We start from the raw sequence: 17,643 nt of genomic DNA on the forward strand, positions 1-17,643 counted from the left end.
AAAGGCCCGCCTGGCTTCAGCCGTCAGTGTTTGGTTGGCTTTGGCGCTATCGGAAAGCGGCCTGTGTTCCCAGCCGTAAAAACCACTGCGTGAAACCGTCAGCACGCGGCACATCAGGGCCACTGGATAGTGGTTTTCATTAGCCCTAATCATGGCGCACTTCAGTTGGGCAGTTTGGCAAAGTACGCCGCCGCCTTTTTTAGGAAGGCCACTTCCCCTTCCAGGCGGGCATTGTCCCGTTTGAGGCGCGCCAGTTCGGCTTGTCGGGGCTTTTGGCCTTCAAAGGGCCGTCCAGCCTGGCGACGTTTTGCCCGCCAGGAACACCGCACCGGTTCGGCGAGGCCTAAATCCTGGGCCGCCTTGGGGACACCGTCCCGATCTGCACGTCCGGGCGCTTGTCCTTTAAACTGTGCCGTGTATTTGTTGCGTGCTGTTGTCCTGGCTTCTTCTTTCTTGATTTTCATTGCTGACCTCGGTTTGAGAGATTGCTCCCTTAGCCGAGTGTCCGCTAGAGCGGGGCAAGATCAGCTTACCTGTCAATGAGTTATAATCGGTTCCCTATTTTTTGCTTGCGTCAATCTGCAACTAAGTTATATAGGTGTACGATTTAACTATTAAACCCACACTTGTTTTTGCTAGTAAGCCTTTTGTCTAGTAATATGGCGCGTTCAAGCATGCTGGAGATCATTTAGCAACGGTATCATTGTTGAGTGCTGCCGCAAATGTCTCCGATCAACTCAATAAACATGCCATTAAAGGGATCAGTTATGAATACATCAAATAAATCACTTTTAGTGATGGCTGTAATGTCCGCATTAACGGCACACAGCGCCGTCGTTTCAGCCGACCACGGTTCGTTGGGCTTTGGTATAGGCACGGCATCTCCCATTATCACCCAAACGGGTGTGACACTACCTGTTGGCATGTGGGCAGGCGGGATAATCACGCAGTATGTTAACTTTGACAGCATTTCCGATTCGCAACTTTTGGCGCTGAAAAACAATGCAAAGACTGAGGCCGATGGTGATGTCCATGATGTCGATACCTTTTTGCAGCCCTCAATTTTTGCCGCTTACGGCGTTACGGACGACTTATCCCTGGGTCTTAGGATTCCGTATGTGCTGCGCTCCAATGTTCGGTCACCGGATGAAGACGGGGGCGAAGTGATTAATCAAGGCGATCCTAGCGGTTTTGGCGATGTTTCCTTCTTTGGGCAATATCGCTTTTATCATAGCGACGATAACTTAAACCATGCCTCTTTGGTTATCGGCTTGAAAACGCCAACCGGACAAACATCGATCCCAACTAATCCAGTTGCCGAAGAGCCAGGACATGAAGAAGAAGAGGAAGGTGGACACCATGGCGGCAGCGGGGCTTTCGAAACTCATTCTCAACCCGGCGGTGGTGCCTGGAACCCTTCTTTCGGGCTGTCCTTTACCCGAGCAATGGGCCAGTTCTCTTTCGACACCAGCATTCTCTATACCGTCGCTACCACGGGTTCACAAGATACCGATCTTGGCGATACTTTTGGCTATAACTTTGCGTTGTCTTATGCGTTTGGCGCACCTGCTCGCAATAATTTTTTCTCGTCCAGCAACAATGCGCCGTGGACTGCCATTCTGGAACTCAATGGAGAGTGGCAGGATTACGAAAGAATTGCTGGGCAACGTAATCCTAACTCGGGCAGCAACACGGTATTCATTTCACCAGGAATACGCTATTCAGGAGGCAAAAACTGGAATACCGCATTGTCAATCGGCGCACCCATCGTCACTGACACTAATGGTTACCAAACCGACCCAGATTACCGGATTACTTACCGGTTTGTGGTTGTTTTTTAGGGCATCTTAAGGAACACTGCACAGTCCTTCGAATCTCAGGACGAACGGTTTGTGTTGATTACCTTCCCGCTGAGTCGTGAGCATGTCGAATGGTTGAACCCTAATCGTAATCAACTTGTTCAGCAGCTCATTAACCTAAAAGATAGGTCTGTTTTGATATTTCCGCGCTACTGTAGGGGCAATCCTTTATGGTTGCCCAGACCCAAGCACTGCGGTTGCCCGGGTAGGCACAAGGCCTACCCCTACCCCTACCCCTACCATGCTTAGACCATTTGTGTGATTTATTATATTTGTACAAGGTATTGATATTTATTAGATTAGCTTTGATTACGAACACTTGGACTGATTATTTTATGATTAAACAACGAAACTTACAGATTTAACTTTACCCAATGAAAAAACCAGCTGTCCGTAACCCAATTGAAACTATCCAAAAAGGATTTTTCAGCCGACTATTTCAGCGCAGATGTCAATTGTTGAAATTATTGTTCTGCATGGGGGCCGTGTTGGCGCTGATTGCTTCTTGCAGTCATCCAAACCAGGCTCATTTAAGTGCTGGAGCGGCAAATTACAGCCATTATCCTGACGGCGGCGGTTTGTTCGTTTCTGCTGCTTTTGGCCCTGATGGCCGTTTATGGCGGGTAGTGCCGGAAAAACATCATGTTTATGTCGATGTTTCGGGCGATTTGGGCAAAACCTTCAGCGCCCCAGTGCTTATCAACAAGGAAGCACAACCGATCAAGGTTAGCGGTGAAAACAGGCCTGGCGTCGTCGTTGACCGGTCTGGGCATATTTACGTGATTTATGCGGCGGAAAGCACCCAGCCCGTCGCTTTATTTTATAGTGTGTCCAAAGATAACGGCCACAGCTTTTCAACACCGATGCCATTAAGCGACAAAGCCGCTGATGCCAATACTTTTCAGGGTCGATTTGGAGTCAACCGTACCGGTCAGGTTTATGTCTTCTGGCATGACGAACGCAACCGCACCGACTGGAGACAATCAGGAAACGCGATCTATTACACGACCATAGCCGGGGACAGTGGGCTGAGCGCCCCCGCGCAAAAACTTTCCGACACCCTGTGCGATTGTTGCCGTATTGCGACAACTTTTGATAAGGATAACCAGGCTGTCCTGTTTACGCGCTTTATTTATCCTGTAGGCATCCGCGACCATGGCATGCTAAGGACACAACCTAATAACAAAGAGCCGCTGACCTGGCGCGTCACTTTCGACAACTGGATTATCGAGGGTTGCCCAGAACATGGCCCGGCAATTTCTATCAGCGATGATGGTCGATACCATATCGCCTGGTTTACCCAGGGCAGTGTGCGTCAAGGTTTGTTTTTTGCCTATTCAACCGATGAAGGGCAGCATTTTTCAGGGCCGTTAGCCTTCGGTGAGTTGAAAAAACTGCCTAGCCACCCCGATATTTTGGCCCAAGGCAAACATATCATCCTGACCTGGACAGAATTTGACGGTGGCCAAACGCAGCTCTTGGTTATGCACTCAAACGATGGCGGCAAGACCTGGTTGCCGCCCAAACCCATTGCAAAATTCAAGGCAGATGCAGACTTTCCGTTTCTGCTCAGTAATAACCAAGGCCTGTTTGTCTCGTGGAATAGCAGGACTGAAGGTTATCAATTAATTCCGCTGAATTGATTCTACTTTGTCAGATTATTCGGCCAATATTTTCCAAGCCCGCCATTCCGGCATGGATTCACGTTAGGCTATCTTGCCTGATGCCCTTCGGGTAAATGCAAATCTGTTCCAGACAGGTTGATGCCGAAATCCAGGCTCAGGCTCCGTGGTTGGTTTAAGTAATCTTGCGTCTCTACAAGCCTGATTTCGCCAACTCCACCAAGAATTCACGACATTTATTTTGAATAATCCGCGTGTTTTCCGGCCCCATGCGTATCATCTGTTTTTGGATGGGGTTGAGCGTTTCCAGTTTGGCATCGGCAAACTTGTAATGAACAGAAGGCCTGATTAAGGTAACTTGCCCTTCAAGAGCAGGGGCAGTGAGAATTTCGGCTGCTGCTTTTTTGACTATGCTTTCTAAAGTGATGTCCCGTGGGTAGCTGAACTCAGCAAACACCTGCAACATTAACGGCCTGATTTTTTGGTATAACGCCACTGCGGATTCTGTATCAATAGCATGTATTGTTTGCGCCAGTTGGTCGTAGCGTTGAAAACTTTTGGCGGCAATAAATGGCCCATTTTTGTCCTGCTCTACAGAAAAAGGCTCCGCAAGCCTAAGAAAACTCATGTGTTTTAAAATACGTAAACCCTGGGCAAAATCGTTGGCGATAAACACATATTTTCTAATTATCTGATCAGTTTTCAGCCATTGGGCAAACCCTGGTGAGATATTGACAAGCGCTTGCCGCACATAGTTATCACTGCTCAATAAATCTGGCAAATCGGATTGTTGGGTTGAAGATTGAGTATCGTTACTAGCTAGGGATTCCGGCTCTGCAGGTAGAAATTCGAGCCGCTCATCCTCTGCTGATTGTTGCTTATCAGGATATCCTTCTGTAGCAACGATTTCGTTAGAAGGCATTTTATCCGAAACCGTTGCTTCTGTTTCTTTAAGATTCTTGAAATTATCCATAACATAAAAAATACCGCCCACTCCAATGATCAGGGAAATCACGATAGGGATCATAATAAACGGCGTTTTACTGGATTCCTTGCTTCTGTTCCGATCATAGCGACCCATGTTGTAGTAAGACCTTCTTTCTGTTGTAGGTTACAATTAAACACTATAAGGTTCAGGTTCAAGGTTCAAAATGGCAGACTTTCATCTTGAACCTTCGTGATTTTCGCACACGCTACGGTGAATAGTACTCATTAAACTAACTATTAGCACTATATAAACTTTGTATAACGAATACTTTCATTTTAGCGAGCTGCCGTTTTCGATAGCGCCAGACCCGCACTTTATGTTCATGAGCACCCGCCACCAGGAGGGTTTGGCGCATCTGTTGTACGGTATCAATCACGGTGGCGGCTTCGTCGCCTTAACTGGCGAAGTCGGCACGGGTAAGACAACATTATGCCATTGCTTGTTGCAGCAATTGCCAGAAAACATTGATATTGCCCTTATCTTATATCCCAAGCTGAATGCCATTGAGTTATTGGCGACTATCTGCGATGAATTTAGAATAGGTTATGACAAACACCAACAGACATTAAAAAACCTGATTGATGCCTTAAACCAGCATCTGCTCAGCGCCCATGCCAATGGGAGGCGCACGGTTCTAGTCATTGACGAAGCCCAGAACCTGAGCCTTGAGGTTTTAGAACAAGTCCGGCTGCTGACCAACCTTGAAACCAGCAAAACAAAATTACTACAAATCATTCTGGTCGGTCAACCCGAACTCAAAGATTTATTAAACCGCCGCGACTTGCGCCAATTAAATCAGCGAATTACCGCACGCTATCATCTGCTGCCCCTCTCCTTGGAAGAAACCCGCACTTACATACGCCATCGGCTAATAGTATGCAAAGGCGATCCCGACCTGTTCAAAGAGAATGCCATCAATAAAATTTTCCAATTATCCAAGGGCATTCCACGGGTCATCAATATTATTTGTCATTGTGCCTTGTTGGGGGCTTACTCATCCGATGTCCGCGTCATCACCCTAGCTATCATCAAACGCGCGGCCAAAGAAACACTGGCTTTTACGAATGACACTCCCACGCGGTTAAAGCCTTTATTGGCGATATTGGCATTAAGTTGTCTCGCTGCAGGGCTATATTACCAAACTCAAGCAGTAACAGGCCCAACACCGTCCAAATCTAAGACGATCTTATCCAGCAAAATTCCTGAGAAAGCTGCCATAAAACAGTTAATGCCTATTAAGATTCCGTCAACCGTTGACAAACATGAGCCAGTTGCTGAAGTTAAGCCCTTTAGCTCATGGTTAGATAATCCAGCGCTTACATTGAATGCAGGTCTAAGCAACACCCTTAAGCTCTGGGATAAAGAAGCCCCAGCTACCCAAAAGGTAGACTGTAATACGGTACAAAAAACAGGGTTGTTGTGTCTGTTTGGCAGAGATAACTGGCAAGACATGCTGGCTTTCAACCGCCCAGCCATTTTGGAGTTTTCTTTGTCTCCAGGAATAAAACGATATGTGTTACTGACGGCGGTACAGGAAGGCCAGCCTACCCTACATTTTGAACAGGATATAACCTTTCCTTTAGCTGATGTGCTTAGTCTTTGGGATGGTTATTATTTGCTGCTTTGGCAACCGCCGAGACCAGGAATGAAAGTGATTTCCCCGGGACAATCCTCCGACAATGTAGAATGGTTACGCCAACAATTGACCGCAGCTGACAGCGTAAGCCAGGAAAGCAAACAGCCCCAGTTTTTTGATGCTGACTTGGAAACACGGGTCATTAATTTTCAACAAGTAAGCCATCTAACGCCGGATGGTAAAGTAGGCGTACAAACGATTATTCATCTTGATAACGCAACCGGCGCAAAGGGTTCGCCACACATTAAACAGGACTGATAGCACCATGTCATATATTCTCGATGCCCTACGCAAATCCGAACAGCAACGGCAAGCTACGCAGCCTGATACCGTTACGGAAAGAATCCTGATTACCCCGCCACAGCCCAAACAAAAACCGGCTAAGTGGATAGGCGCGCTGGTTATCGGAAATCTGCTGCTTATCGCCTATTTCGTTTGGTTTTTCACCCAAAAAGTCCCGACAGGACCTCAACATCATGAAAAGGTCGCGAACCATCCAGATAAACGGCTTTTGCCGCCAGCAGTTACACCACAGGGCAAGGATATCCATAAGCCTAAGATATCGCCAGCCAAGCAGAAAGAGCCAAAATTGCCTTCTATCGCCCAATTGCTTGAAGAAAAAAAAGAAGCCAACAAAATGGCCGACGTCCAGCGGCCTAATAACCAGCTTCCAGAAAAAAAACCTATAGCAGTTGATAAGGAATCCGCTATCCGTAGCGGATCAGCCGTGCCCGTCTGGCCTGAAAACCCCAACATGATAATGGAAAAACCGGTAGCCTTACCTATAACTAAAGACACCCCTGACTTGAATGATCTGCCTTATGAAATTCGTAATACCTTACCCAATCTAACCATCAACGTATTCAGCTATGCCCAGCAAGCCGAAGATCGCTTTGTTATCATCGACATGGTTAAATACCGGACGGGGCAACTCATCAAGGGTTCGGTAAAACTCAAAGAAATTCGCCCTAATAGCATCGTCTTACAATACGGTAACAACACATTCAAGGTTGAAAGACCTTAATATTTCCTGATTACGTATTGCTTTCAGCCAAGGTAGAAACCTATCAAGTCGTCGTCATACCGCTGGAATTCGTGGGAACATCACTGTTCCAGTCTCTACATACACCCATTAAGCGAGCTGCATGACACCCGCCGTCATGATTCCGACAAGGATCAATTTGGTACGCAATTCATACCGCGCTTCTTCATTACCAAACCGGTGTTTTAAAGAAAGCAGCAGGATTGTCAACAGAAACGTATAACCAGGAACCGTAGTTTCCATAGCCGATGCCAAAGAAGGGGAACCTAAATCGACTGCCCGCTGGCTCATGTACAAAGCGACAAGATTTGCCATTTCAATACCTATAAAAAGTGGAGCCAGGGGTTTTAGCTTGGGGATATTATTGCTGAATGCCTTTCTGACGCTGGGTACGACCAAAATCGGCAACACCCCGCTCAGGACAACGCCCATAATGACAAACGCGAAACCAGTAAAAAACGTACCCTGCTCGAACACGTATTTTTCAATCAGTATGGCCGCTACCTGAGCCGTAGATGCCATCAACATCAATAAGACCGAATCCCACTTGCCATGCCGGGAAACGTCTATAAGGCAAAAACAGATCGATGCAATCACCAACACACCGATAGTAATGTAATGCCATAGCTCTAACACATCACCTATCAAGAAATAACTGACTAATGGCAAAAGAGTGGGGGTGAAATTTCCGTACGCTGCAACGATGCCCGCTTCAGTTTTTTCCAAGGCCTGAAAATAAAATCCTTGACCTAACTGGATAAGCCCACCTGCGAGCAAAGCTAAAGCAATGATATGCCACTCAGGTAACTGCCAATCCACACCAGGTAGAAAAAAAAGCGCTATCAAGGCGATAACTGCTGTCGCCAAAGAACTCGTGATAACCCCCATCCAGGGCCGGTCAAAAACATTTCCGACACAATGACTGTCCAGTATATGGACTATCGCCCAGAAAGGCGGGCCAAGCAGCGCGTAATAAAGCCACATAGATGTTATTCCTCATATCTAAAGCTCAATAATGGTGGTATACCACCCCGTAAACTTGCCCTATTCAGTTTTAGAAAAATAAGTTAACGGGTTCATGAACTGTGGTAGAACCAACATTTAATACACTTTAAAATTTTTAATATTTAATTTGATGCACAGTGGTGTGATTAAGCGTAGTTTAATTTACAAAAAAAACAGCTTAATAACAACTTAATAAAAATATTGTGGAACACTTCTCAAATCCGCAAAATATACATGCTTCACCTCTTTACAAAATAAATAATTTGTGAATGTTATACAGTGAAAGCTGGATAAACAATTAGTAAGATTACTTACTCGGGTTGAACTGTAGCTATTGAAGATTATTTTGCAGATATTTCTGATAATGTATTGCTATAAGGTGTGGCTGATGACTCAAAAGGAGTCTTGAATAAATCGCTTTTGTTCATGGTTAGACAAGCTCGCTATGAATATAATTAATATGTTACCGTACATCCTGAGCCTGTTGCAGGCTTAAATCAGCGCTTCCTTAGTTTTTGCACAGCGCACTTCAACGGACTTCATCAGGGAATATCAACTATATTTGTTGTAGTTAACAGAAAATTGCAGCCATGAAACTTCTGACATTTACCTACCTATTAAGCCTGATCTTTCTACTACAGGTTCCGGCCTACGCCCAGGATGACGCATCTGCATCGGAAGCGTTATCAAGTGACGGCGACAAACTCTTGTTCCAGGATATTCCCTCGGTTTATACCGCTTCAAAATACGAGCAGAAAGTGACCAAGGCCCCTGCCTCGGTCAGTATTGTGACAGCGGATGAGATAAAAAAATGGGGTTACCGAAATTTTGGCGACATTATCGCAAGCCTCAAAGGCTTTTATAGCAGCAATGACCGTAATTACGGTTACATAGGTTCCCGTGGCTTCAGCCTGCCCTCTGACTACAATACCCGTCTGTTATTGCTGGTCGACGGGCATCGCTATAACGACAATATTTTTGAGTCTTTCTATGCCGATGAAGGCTTTCCGGTCGATGTGGACATGATAGAACGCGTGGAGGTTGTCCGCGGCCCCAGCTCGTCATTGTATGGCACCAGCGCTTTTTTTGGCGTAATTAACGTGATTACCAAGCGGGGCCGGGATCTGAAAGGCGCCAATATCAAGACTTCCTATGGCAGCTTTAACGCCACTAAAACCAGCGCTAGTTATGGCAAACGGTTTGGCAATGGCATAGAAGCATTCCTCGGAGGCAGCTTTTATGACAGCGACGGCAACGACCATTTTTTTTCCAAGGAATTTGATGATCCTGCAACCAATAATGGCTTTTACGACAGCAATGATGATGAACAAGCTAAAAAACTGCTAGCCAAACTGACTTATGGAGACTTTACCTTGGAAGGGTTAGTGGTCGACCGCAAGAAAAAACTTCCTACTGCGCCTTTCGGGACGGTATTTAATGTCCCAGGCACCAACACGATAGACCAAGCCCAATTTTATGAGCTCAAGTATGACCATACGTTTGAAAACCAGCTCAATGTCCAGTCCAAGGTGTCCTATAACTACTACCGTTATACCGGCAATTACATAATCTTTGATGAGACAACAGGACAAAACGTTGACAACAAGGATCTGGCCCGTGGACAGTGGTGGCGGGGAAACCTTGAAGCGACCCAAATCTTTTGGGACGACCACAAGGTCACTTTTGGTGGTGAATTTCAATATGATTTTGACAAATATCAGAATAACTTTGACCAACTGGCCGATGGTTCGACAGCCAATTCCCGGCCGACGGACGCAAGTGGCTATCGATGGGCGCTGTATGCCCAGGATGAATTCAACATTACCGATAAGCTGACGCTCAATGCAGGCCTACGTTACGATTTTTTCAGTACTTTTGGTGGCACTCTCAATCCCCGTCTGGCTTTAATCTATAATCCTTGGGAAAAAACTTCAGTGAAACTGCTATACGGCACTGCTTTTAGGTCTCCTTCCGAGTTTGAGGCCAATTCCCCACTGCTCGGAGTCATCGCTAACGCTAATTTGTCCCCCGAAGAACTGGAAACGACGGAGCTAGTCCTGGAACATTATTTCAATGAAAGCCTGCGGGGAGAATTCAACATTTACCACACTGAAGTAAATAATATTATCAACCAAGTGCAGATCGATACCGATGTTGCGCAAAACCAAAATGTTGATAATGTCAATTCCAATGGCATCGAATTACAACTGGAAGATAGTTGGAGCAATGGTTTCCAGGCCCGTATCAGTTATTCCTGGCAGGACACCCAATACAAAGCGAACAGCGAACGCTTACCCAATTCCCCCGAACACATGGTCAAGCTCAATTTGATTGCCCCGCTTTGGCAAGACATTGTGTTTCTTGGTTTTGAAACCCGTTATATGAGCGGCAGGAAAGTTCAGCCTAAAGATGACGGTAATCCGGCTGGGGAGGTTGGCGACAATTTTATCAGCAACCTGACCGTGTTTACTAGAAACTGGGTGAAAGGACTGGAGCTATCGGCGGGCGCTTACAATCTTTTTGATGAACGTTATTTTGATCCGGCCTCAAACGATTTCAGGCAAACCGGCATACAACAGGACGGCCTGACGTTCAGGGTCAAGGCGAGTTTGGATTTCTAAGCCAGCTATACCACAAACCCTCCCCCATAACCCGACCACCAAAAAAGTCCAAGTGTCATCCGATATTAAATCAACTTTTGACCATGCACTAAGTATTTGTACTAATTGCAAAACTGAGGGGCACACTTTAATCTGCGTCTCCGTACAGTTCAATTTATATTCGGCTTATGCAATTTAACCTATCAACACACAAAGGATTGATCGCTACCTTCATCCTCTTTTGTGTGTGGGCTAACCCTTTACTTGCTGAAAAAGAGGCGCATATTTTAATCGTAGCCAATTCGAATGATGGGCCGTATCAAGAGACGGTCGCTGGCTTTAAAGAACAACTATCTGCACACACCAAGGTCAAATTTACCGAGCTAACGTTACCACAAACCCAAGCGCTATCGGCTAAGGGAATAGAACTCATCAATCCTGACTTGGTCTATGCTTTGGGCAATGAGTCCACAAAATGGGCTAGCCTACAGACGTCCCGCATTCCCATCGTTGCGACTATGGTACTTAAAGACGATGTGCTCAGGCAATCAGCCAATATGACCGGAATTAGTCTCAGTTATCCGTTAAAAACCCAGTTCCAGTGGCTAAGAAAATTCTTCCCCCAGCAGGAATCCGTCGCTATCTTGTATAATCCGGCTGAAAATGAGGCTACCATCCAAGAAGCCAGACAAGTTAGCCAAGAAAGCGGATTTAAGCTGGTTGCCATACCGGTAGCAACGCCCAAGAATTTACCTTATGCCCTCGAACAACTTGCCAATAATATCGAAATTCTGTTGGCCATCCCGGACGAAACGGTTATGTCCGTTAACACAGCAAAAGAGGTGCTATTGGCGTCTTTCAGCAATAAGGTGCCTTTGGTCGGGCTGTCTGACAACTGGGTCAAATCCGGGGCCTTTTACGCCCTGTCCTGGGATTTTCAGGATCTAGGCAAACAATGTGCTACCCTGGCACAAAAAATATTGAGCGGCTCGCCCATGCAAGCGGTTCCCCCTGAGCATCCGCGCAAGATCACCTATACTATTAACGCCAAGATTGCCGAACACATTGATAGGGACATCCCTGAAGACTTGCTTAAAAACGCCAAAATGGTATTCAATTAAAAGCGAAAAAGCCAATGAGATCAATCGCTTCAAAATTTAATTTACTGACTATTTTTCTGATTACGCTGACGGCTTTGCTCACTGCTGGCTATATCATCTGGCAGCATCAAATCAACTCATTCAGGAGTTTTGCCGCGCATGGCGAAGAAATCGCTACCTTGCTCTCAAAAGACATCGTATTTGGCGTGTATACAGAGAATCAGGAAGCTATCGCTCAATCCCTGCAAAGTTTGGAAGACAACAAGGACATCGCTTACATCCTTGTTTATAACAAGGCAAGGGAACCCTTAAGAAAAAAAACCCAACACGGCTTGACCAAACTGCCCCTGCTGACCGAGGGCAAGTCGCCAATCGGACAGGCCAAAACCAGCGAATACACCTCCCCCAACGGTAAAAAATACATCAACATCATCACCCCAGTTTATATCAAGGCAGGAACGCCGGGCACAGGACTGGAGAGTGATTTCACCACAGTGCCGCACCCAACCAGTAATGACGAAATCATCGGTTACGTTCAATTAGGGATTAGCCAAGACACCATCTATAAAAATTCCAGGTTGATTGTATTACAAACTTTGATGATTGCCCCGGTCATAATCATCCTGGGCATACTTTTGACTTTATGGCAAACGCGGCGTATAACCCAACCCATTAAAAAACTGGTTTCAGCCACGCATGCAATCGCTAGGGGTGACTTTGGCAAAGAATTCACCGTTTCTTCAAAAACCGATGAGATTGCTGTATTGGCTCGTTCATTCAATAAAATGTCTGGGGATTTGGCCCTTTATGAGAAGCAAGTCTCAAATCATCGTGACATTTTGGAGGAACAAGTTGCCCAGCGCACCCTGGACTTGCAAAACAAGACGAATGAAGCGGTCGAACTTGCCCATAAAGCGGAAGCTGCCAGTAAAGCCAAAAGCGAATTTTTGGCGACCATGAGCCACGAAATCCGCACCCCGATGAACGGCGTTCTCGGCATGACGGAACTGTTGCTTCATTCCGATCTCGAATCCCATCAGCAACAGCTTGCTGAGACTGCGTCCCGTTCAGCAAAATCCCTGCTCGGAATCATCAATAACATCCTAGATTTTTCCAAAATTGAATCCGGTAAATTCGAACTGATGCCCACGAAGTTTGATCTACGTCAACTTCTTGAAGAAACAGCAGAAATGTTATCATCCCAGATTGAACGGGAAAGCCCTGAGTTAATCTTAAACTTGCCGTACGATCTGGCCGGTAAATTTTGGGCCGATGAAGAACGGCTCCGGCAAGTCCTGGTAAACCTACTGGGCAATGCCCTAAAATTTACCGATCAAGGCCAAATTGAAGTGAAAGTGGCTTGGCTCCCTACTCAAGGGCCTAAACAAAGTAAACATCTCCTGTTTGAAGTCATCGATACCGGTTCAGGCATAGCGCCCGAGCAACAAAATCAGATATTCGACAGCTTTACCCAGGCGGACAGTTCCACCACCCGTACCCATGGGGGCACAGGTTTGGGCTTGGCTATTTCCAAACAGTTAGTTGCGCTCATGGGCGGGGAACTCCAGGTAAAAAGCCGCCTGGGGCATGGCTCCTGTTTCTTTTTTAGCCTTAACCTGGATTTCATTGAATCTTCCAGCCCCAGCACAGACATCAGCGCTTTGCAAAACCAGACGGTTCTCGTTGTCGATGATAACGCAACGAGTCGGGCTATTTTTTACGATCAGCTTTCAAGTTGGGGGATGCGCTGCCATTGTGTGGAAAACGGCGAATCGGCTCTCAAGGCTTTGATTGAGGCGGCAAGAGTCAATAATCCTTTCCCCTGCGTATTATTAGATTACTTTATGCCGGGCATGAATGGCCTGACCACAGCCCTGGCAATCCAAACGGAACCCCGTATTCCACCACTGTCAGTCGTTTTATTGGGCGCTCTTGACCCCAAGCTATACAAGCAATATGGCATCAGCCATTTTCAAAACAAACCCATCGTACAAAAAAACTTGTTAACTACATTGTTAAATGTTTTTGACCCTGAGGGAGAGCATCTCCCAGCATCCCCAGGACTCATCGCCAATCAAGACGAGCCTCAGTTGCAGGGAAATATCTTGTTGGCAGAGGATAATTTTATCAACCAGGAAGTTGCCAAAGGAATACTCTCAGTCATCGGCTGCCAGGTACAAATAGCCAATAACGGTTTGGAAGCCTTGAGCCTGTCAGCCAATGAAGATTATGATCTTATTCTCATGGACTGTCACATGCCTGGCATGGATGGTTTTGAGGCTGCAACTCGAATAAGGCAGCGGGAATTGGCGGATAATCTCGACCCTATACCTATTATTGCCTTAACTGCCGATGTCCAAAAAGGCGTTATCGAACAATGTGCCGCTGCTGGGATGGACGGTTATCTCAGCAAGCCTTTTACCCGGAAGCAATTGCAAGAGGCGTTAGAAAAATGGCTGCCTGCCGGGCATAAAGCTTCGGCGAAAGACTCTAGCATCCCAACAAAGTCTCCCGAAGAACATAACCCTAATACCATGTCCGGTATCAGGCTTAATCCGGCAGCCCTTGAAAATTTACGTTCATTGACCACATCCAGTGGAGAAAGTTTGCTGGATAAGGCCATAGCCATGTTTCTGGATTCAGCGCCCAAGGAAATTGACCAACTAAAAGAGGCATTAAAAAACAACGATGCGGCGAGCCTGGCTAGCATTGCACACAATTTCAAATCATCCTGTGGCAATCTGGGTGCACAAGCATTGGCCAAAAACGCTGCATCACTAGAAGCCATCGGACGGCAGGGGCACACACAGGGCGCTAACGGAGTACTGCAAGCCATGGTGGATGGCTTACCTGATGTAATGGTCGCTTTGCGCAATGAAATCACGGCCTTTTCCCCTTCAGCCCCTTCTGTTTCAACCAGTCCTGGAACCGAAAGGGCTGGACAACAAAAAAGTCAAGCCAGAAACAGAGTCCTTATCATAGACGATGACCCGGGATTCCGTTTAATCACCGGTTCAGCATTGCGTGCTGCGTCATTTATTGTCGATGAAGCGGCAAGCGGCCCTGAAGGGATAAAACAGGTCAAAAAGCAGTTGCCTGACCTGATCTTGCTCGATGCCATAATGCCTGCCCCTGATGGTTTTGAAACCTGCCGCTTATTAAGGCAGGCCCTAACCTTGACCGACATCCCTATTATCATGGCGACAGGTATGGATGATGTAAATTCAATCGATAAAGCATTCAATGCGGGCGCCACCGACTTTATCACTAAGCCCATTAATTACCCAATTCTCATTCAGCGTGTCAATTTTGGCTTGCGTACCGGACAAGTCACAGCCGAACTCAGGAGCAGCAAACTTCAGTTGAGCGCCGCCCAGCGGATTGCGCGTTTAGGTTATTGGACTTGGGACATACAATGCGACCACTTCACTATTTCTGACCAACTGGCGCAATTATGCAGCATTGACCTGAGTGCCTTTGACGGCTCACTGGCCGGTTTTATTGACATGGTCTATCCTGAAGACCGTGAGTTCGTCAAAGATGTCATTATTGCCGCTGCCCACAGCAAGGCCATTAAGCACATTGAATACCGAATCAATGTAACGCCATCAGAAGTCATTGAAGTACAACAAGAAATTGAAGCATTAGCCAGCAATAACCTGGTCTTTATTACCGGCATCGTTCAAGACATTTCCCACAAGAAGCAAACTGAAAAGCAAATCCATCGCTTAGCCTACTTCGACAATCTTACCGGCTTGGCAAACCGTTCCTATTACCAGGAACGCATGGAAGACATGATTGAGTCAGCAATGCAGCGCAAGACACGGTTCGCCTTCTTGTACATTGATATAGATGGCTTTAAAGCCATCAACGACGGTTTTGGCCATCATAATGGCGACCAGTTTCTCCAGGAAATCGCCCAACGGCTTAAGCTTGTGGCACGGGAAATAGATTTTATCGCCCGTCTTGGCGGCGATGAATTTTGTATCATCCTGAACAACATAACCGATGAAACTAGCGTTGCTGAGATCGCCAAACGCTGTTTGCAAAAAATCAACCAGCCACTCATGCTGGACAATCATCAAATCAAGCCCAAAGCCAGCATAGGCATCGCGTTATTTCCAAAAGATGGCAGCAGCGAACCGGAATTATTGAAAGCAGCCGATACAGCAATGTATTGGGCTAAACAGACCGGCAAACAACACTACATTTTCTATTCTTCACACATGGCTAACCAAGTCCAGCAACGCCTGGAAAACGAAAGCTTGTTACGTGAAGCCTCTGCAAAGGAACAATTCGTGTTATTTTATCAACCGCAAGTTTCCCTGGATACCGGAAAAATTGTGGGTGTCGAGGCCCTGGCCCGATGGCAGCATCCCGAGAAAGGGATCATTTCTCCAGGCGAATTTATTGCCCTTGCGGAACAACTGGGCTTGACATCCCAATTAGGCCATTGGGTGCTTAAAGCGGCATGCGAACAGATTGCCGAGTGGCATCGTGCTGGCTTGCCTTATATTCAGGTCGGCGTAAATATTTCACCCGCGTATTTTCAGGATCCCAGCTTACTGAGCAGCATTAAGGAGCTACTAGAATACACCCAAGTTCCCGCCCAATACCTGCAACTGGAAATCACAGAAAACGCCTTACAAGCGTTGGGTAGCATAGAAATCTTCAATCGCCTGAGGGATCTTGGCGTAAAGATTGCGATAGATGATTTCGGGAGCGGGTTTTCCAGCCTGGCATCGTTAAAAAAGCTGTCTCTCGACGGCTTAAAAATCGACAGGATGTTTATCGAAGACCTCTTAAGCAATCCACATACGCCGTTGCTGCTAGGCACTATTATCGGCTTGGCTAATGCCCTGAATTTAACTTTGGTTGCCGAAGGCGTGGAAACCAGGGATCAAGCATCCGTCATGCTGGGGCTAGGCTGCCATATCATGCAAGGCTACCTGTTCAGCTATCCCGTTTCCGGTAGTGAAATCCCCGCCCTGATGTCTGTTGACTTCTCACTGGGGAACAAAGGTAACCACCCTATAAACATCCCTGTCGGTATCACGGAACCCTAAACCGCATTCAGTAGGGGCACAACCCTCGTGGTTGCCCCAAAACTGTGCCAATGAACAATACAACTTCTGACAACAAGACACAATGAGCACAGGCACAAGGCCTGCCCCTACAAGTAACTTGGATACCCCAAGTTACTTTACAATCAGGCTGTTATTGACCTGCTTAACACCTTTGACCCGCCGCGCCAAATCCACAGCCCTGGTAGCCGCTTCTTTAGAATTGACAAAACCGCTCAGCTGTACAACACCCTTGAAAGTTTCTACACCGATCTGCGACACTTTAAGTTTAGAATCCCCCAGAATCGATGCTTTCACTTTGCTGGTAATAACAGAATCATCAAGGTGTTCACCCGTACTTTCATAAGTTTTACCTCCAGCACAGCTGACAATCAAGGGAACCAGGGAAAGGCTTACTAAAAAAAGAATTATTAATTTTAATTTACGCATAGTATTTATCTATATTAAGAATGAACAGGCTAAAAAGTGCATACTAAAAACTTAAGCTACCTTTGCGGCACATTCTGGCGATGATTCCTTAACCCGAAATTAAGAAAAACCACTAAGAACGTGTTTTAAAAGCGTCGCGAGCGGTTCGGGTGCAAGGCGCGGAGCGCAGGAACCGGAGTGTACTCGTCGTACATGAGGATTCCGAGTACCGCGCAACGCAACAATCGAGTCGCGTAGCAGCTTTTAAAACACGTTCTAAATGAAACAGCCGGTCTGAG

At 46.5% G+C, this 17,643-nt stretch carries 11 protein-coding genes; 7 read left to right on the forward strand and 4 right to left on the reverse strand.

Annotation, left to right across the window (positions count from 1 at the left end; genetic code table 11):
* Positions 1–161 precede the first annotated feature (161 nt).
* Positions 162–464, reverse strand: coding sequence for a transposase (locus ACLQ6D_RS04795; RefSeq protein WP_411726148.1), 303 nt, complete (start codon positions 462–464; stop codon positions 162–164).
* 303 nt (positions 465–767) lie between these two features.
* Between ACLQ6D_RS04795 and ACLQ6D_RS04800 the strand changes: the two genes are divergently transcribed.
* Together ACLQ6D_RS04800 and ACLQ6D_RS04805 are read left to right on the forward strand one after the other, a co-directional pair.
* Positions 768–1,841 (forward strand): transporter, encoded by a 1,074-nt coding sequence (locus ACLQ6D_RS04800; RefSeq protein WP_411726149.1) that lies wholly within the window; start codon positions 768–770, stop codon positions 1,839–1,841.
* A gap of 392 nt (positions 1,842–2,233) precedes the next feature.
* Complete coding sequence (locus ACLQ6D_RS04805) at positions 2,234–3,502, forward strand: sialidase family protein (RefSeq protein WP_411726150.1); 1,269 nt, start codon at positions 2,234–2,236, stop codon at positions 3,500–3,502.
* 172 nt (positions 3,503–3,674) lie between these two features.
* On the opposite strand, the gene ACLQ6D_RS04810 is transcribed toward ACLQ6D_RS04805, so the two are convergent.
* Entirely contained in the window at positions 3,675–4,562 is an 888-nt protein-coding gene (locus ACLQ6D_RS04810; RefSeq protein ID WP_411726151.1) for a DUF3014 domain-containing protein, read from the reverse strand.
* Between the two features lie 160 nt (positions 4,563–4,722).
* Here ACLQ6D_RS04810 and ACLQ6D_RS04815 point away from each other — a divergent pair, with 160 nt between their 5' ends.
* Together ACLQ6D_RS04815 and ACLQ6D_RS04820 are read left to right on the forward strand one after the other, a co-directional pair.
* Positions 4,723–6,363: an AAA family ATPase gene (locus ACLQ6D_RS04815; RefSeq protein WP_411726152.1), complete on the forward strand. Its 1,641-nt coding sequence runs from the start codon at positions 4,723–4,725 to the stop codon at positions 6,361–6,363.
* A 7-nt stretch (positions 6,364–6,370) separates the two neighbouring features.
* A complete protein-coding gene (locus tag ACLQ6D_RS04820) occupies positions 6,371–7,129 on the forward strand; it encodes a general secretion pathway protein GspB (protein WP_411726153.1) in 759 nt (252 codons plus the stop codon).
* 108 nt (positions 7,130–7,237) lie between these two features.
* On the opposite strand, the gene ACLQ6D_RS04825 is transcribed toward ACLQ6D_RS04820, so the two are convergent.
* The gene (locus ACLQ6D_RS04825) at positions 7,238–8,131 is read right to left on the reverse strand and encodes an EamA family transporter (RefSeq protein WP_411726154.1); all 894 of its coding nucleotides are present in this window, start codon (positions 8,129–8,131) and stop codon (positions 7,238–7,240) included.
* Between the two features lie 611 nt (positions 8,132–8,742).
* Between ACLQ6D_RS04825 and ACLQ6D_RS04830 the strand changes: the two genes are divergently transcribed.
* The 3 genes from ACLQ6D_RS04830 to ACLQ6D_RS04840 all read left to right on the forward strand — a co-directional run bounded on the left by ACLQ6D_RS04830 (position 8,743) and on the right by ACLQ6D_RS04840 (position 16,918).
* A complete protein-coding gene (locus tag ACLQ6D_RS04830) occupies positions 8,743–10,773 on the forward strand; it encodes a TonB-dependent receptor plug domain-containing protein (RefSeq protein ID WP_411726155.1) in 2,031 nt (676 codons plus the stop codon).
* 167 nt (positions 10,774–10,940) lie between these two features.
* Complete coding sequence (locus ACLQ6D_RS04835) at positions 10,941–11,873, forward strand: ABC transporter substrate-binding protein (RefSeq protein ID WP_411726156.1); 933 nt, start codon at positions 10,941–10,943, stop codon at positions 11,871–11,873.
* A 14-nt stretch (positions 11,874–11,887) separates the two neighbouring features.
* A complete protein-coding gene (locus ACLQ6D_RS04840) occupies positions 11,888–16,918 on the forward strand; it encodes an EAL domain-containing protein (protein ID WP_411726157.1) in 5,031 nt (1,676 codons plus the stop codon).
* A 132-nt stretch (positions 16,919–17,050) separates the two neighbouring features.
* Here ACLQ6D_RS04840 and ACLQ6D_RS04845 read toward each other — a convergent pair whose 3' ends face one another.
* Positions 17,051–17,365, reverse strand: a complete 315-nt coding sequence (locus tag ACLQ6D_RS04845; protein WP_411726158.1) for a BON domain-containing protein — start codon at positions 17,363–17,365, stop codon at positions 17,051–17,053.
* Positions 17,366–17,643 lie beyond the last annotated feature (278 nt).

The organism is Methyloglobulus sp. (assembly GCF_046714055.1).
Taxonomy (GTDB): domain Bacteria; phylum Pseudomonadota; class Gammaproteobacteria; order Methylococcales; family Methylomonadaceae; genus Methyloglobulus.

Coding starts and splice junctions, on each gene's coding strand:
- ACLQ6D_RS04795 (WP_411726148.1), bottom strand. CDS start 464: ATGAAAATCAAGAAAGAAGAAGCCAGGACAACAGCACGCAACAAATAC.
- ACLQ6D_RS04800 (WP_411726149.1), top strand. CDS start 768: ATGAATACATCAAATAAATCACTTTTAGTGATGGCTGTAATGTCCGCA.
- ACLQ6D_RS04805 (WP_411726150.1), top strand. CDS start 2,234: ATGAAAAAACCAGCTGTCCGTAACCCAATTGAAACTATCCAAAAAGGA.
- ACLQ6D_RS04810 (WP_411726151.1), bottom strand. CDS start 4,562: ATGGGTCGCTATGATCGGAACAGAAGCAAGGAATCCAGTAAAACGCCG.
- ACLQ6D_RS04820 (WP_411726153.1), top strand. CDS start 6,371: ATGTCATATATTCTCGATGCCCTACGCAAATCCGAACAGCAACGGCAA.
- ACLQ6D_RS04825 (WP_411726154.1), bottom strand. CDS start 8,131: ATGTGGCTTTATTACGCGCTGCTTGGCCCGCCTTTCTGGGCGATAGTC.
- ACLQ6D_RS04830 (WP_411726155.1), top strand. CDS start 8,743: ATGAAACTTCTGACATTTACCTACCTATTAAGCCTGATCTTTCTACTA.
- ACLQ6D_RS04835 (WP_411726156.1), top strand. CDS start 10,941: ATGCAATTTAACCTATCAACACACAAAGGATTGATCGCTACCTTCATC.
- ACLQ6D_RS04840 (WP_411726157.1), top strand. CDS start 11,888: ATGAGATCAATCGCTTCAAAATTTAATTTACTGACTATTTTTCTGATT.
- ACLQ6D_RS04845 (WP_411726158.1), bottom strand. CDS start 17,365: ATGCGTAAATTAAAATTAATAATTCTTTTTTTAGTAAGCCTTTCCCTG.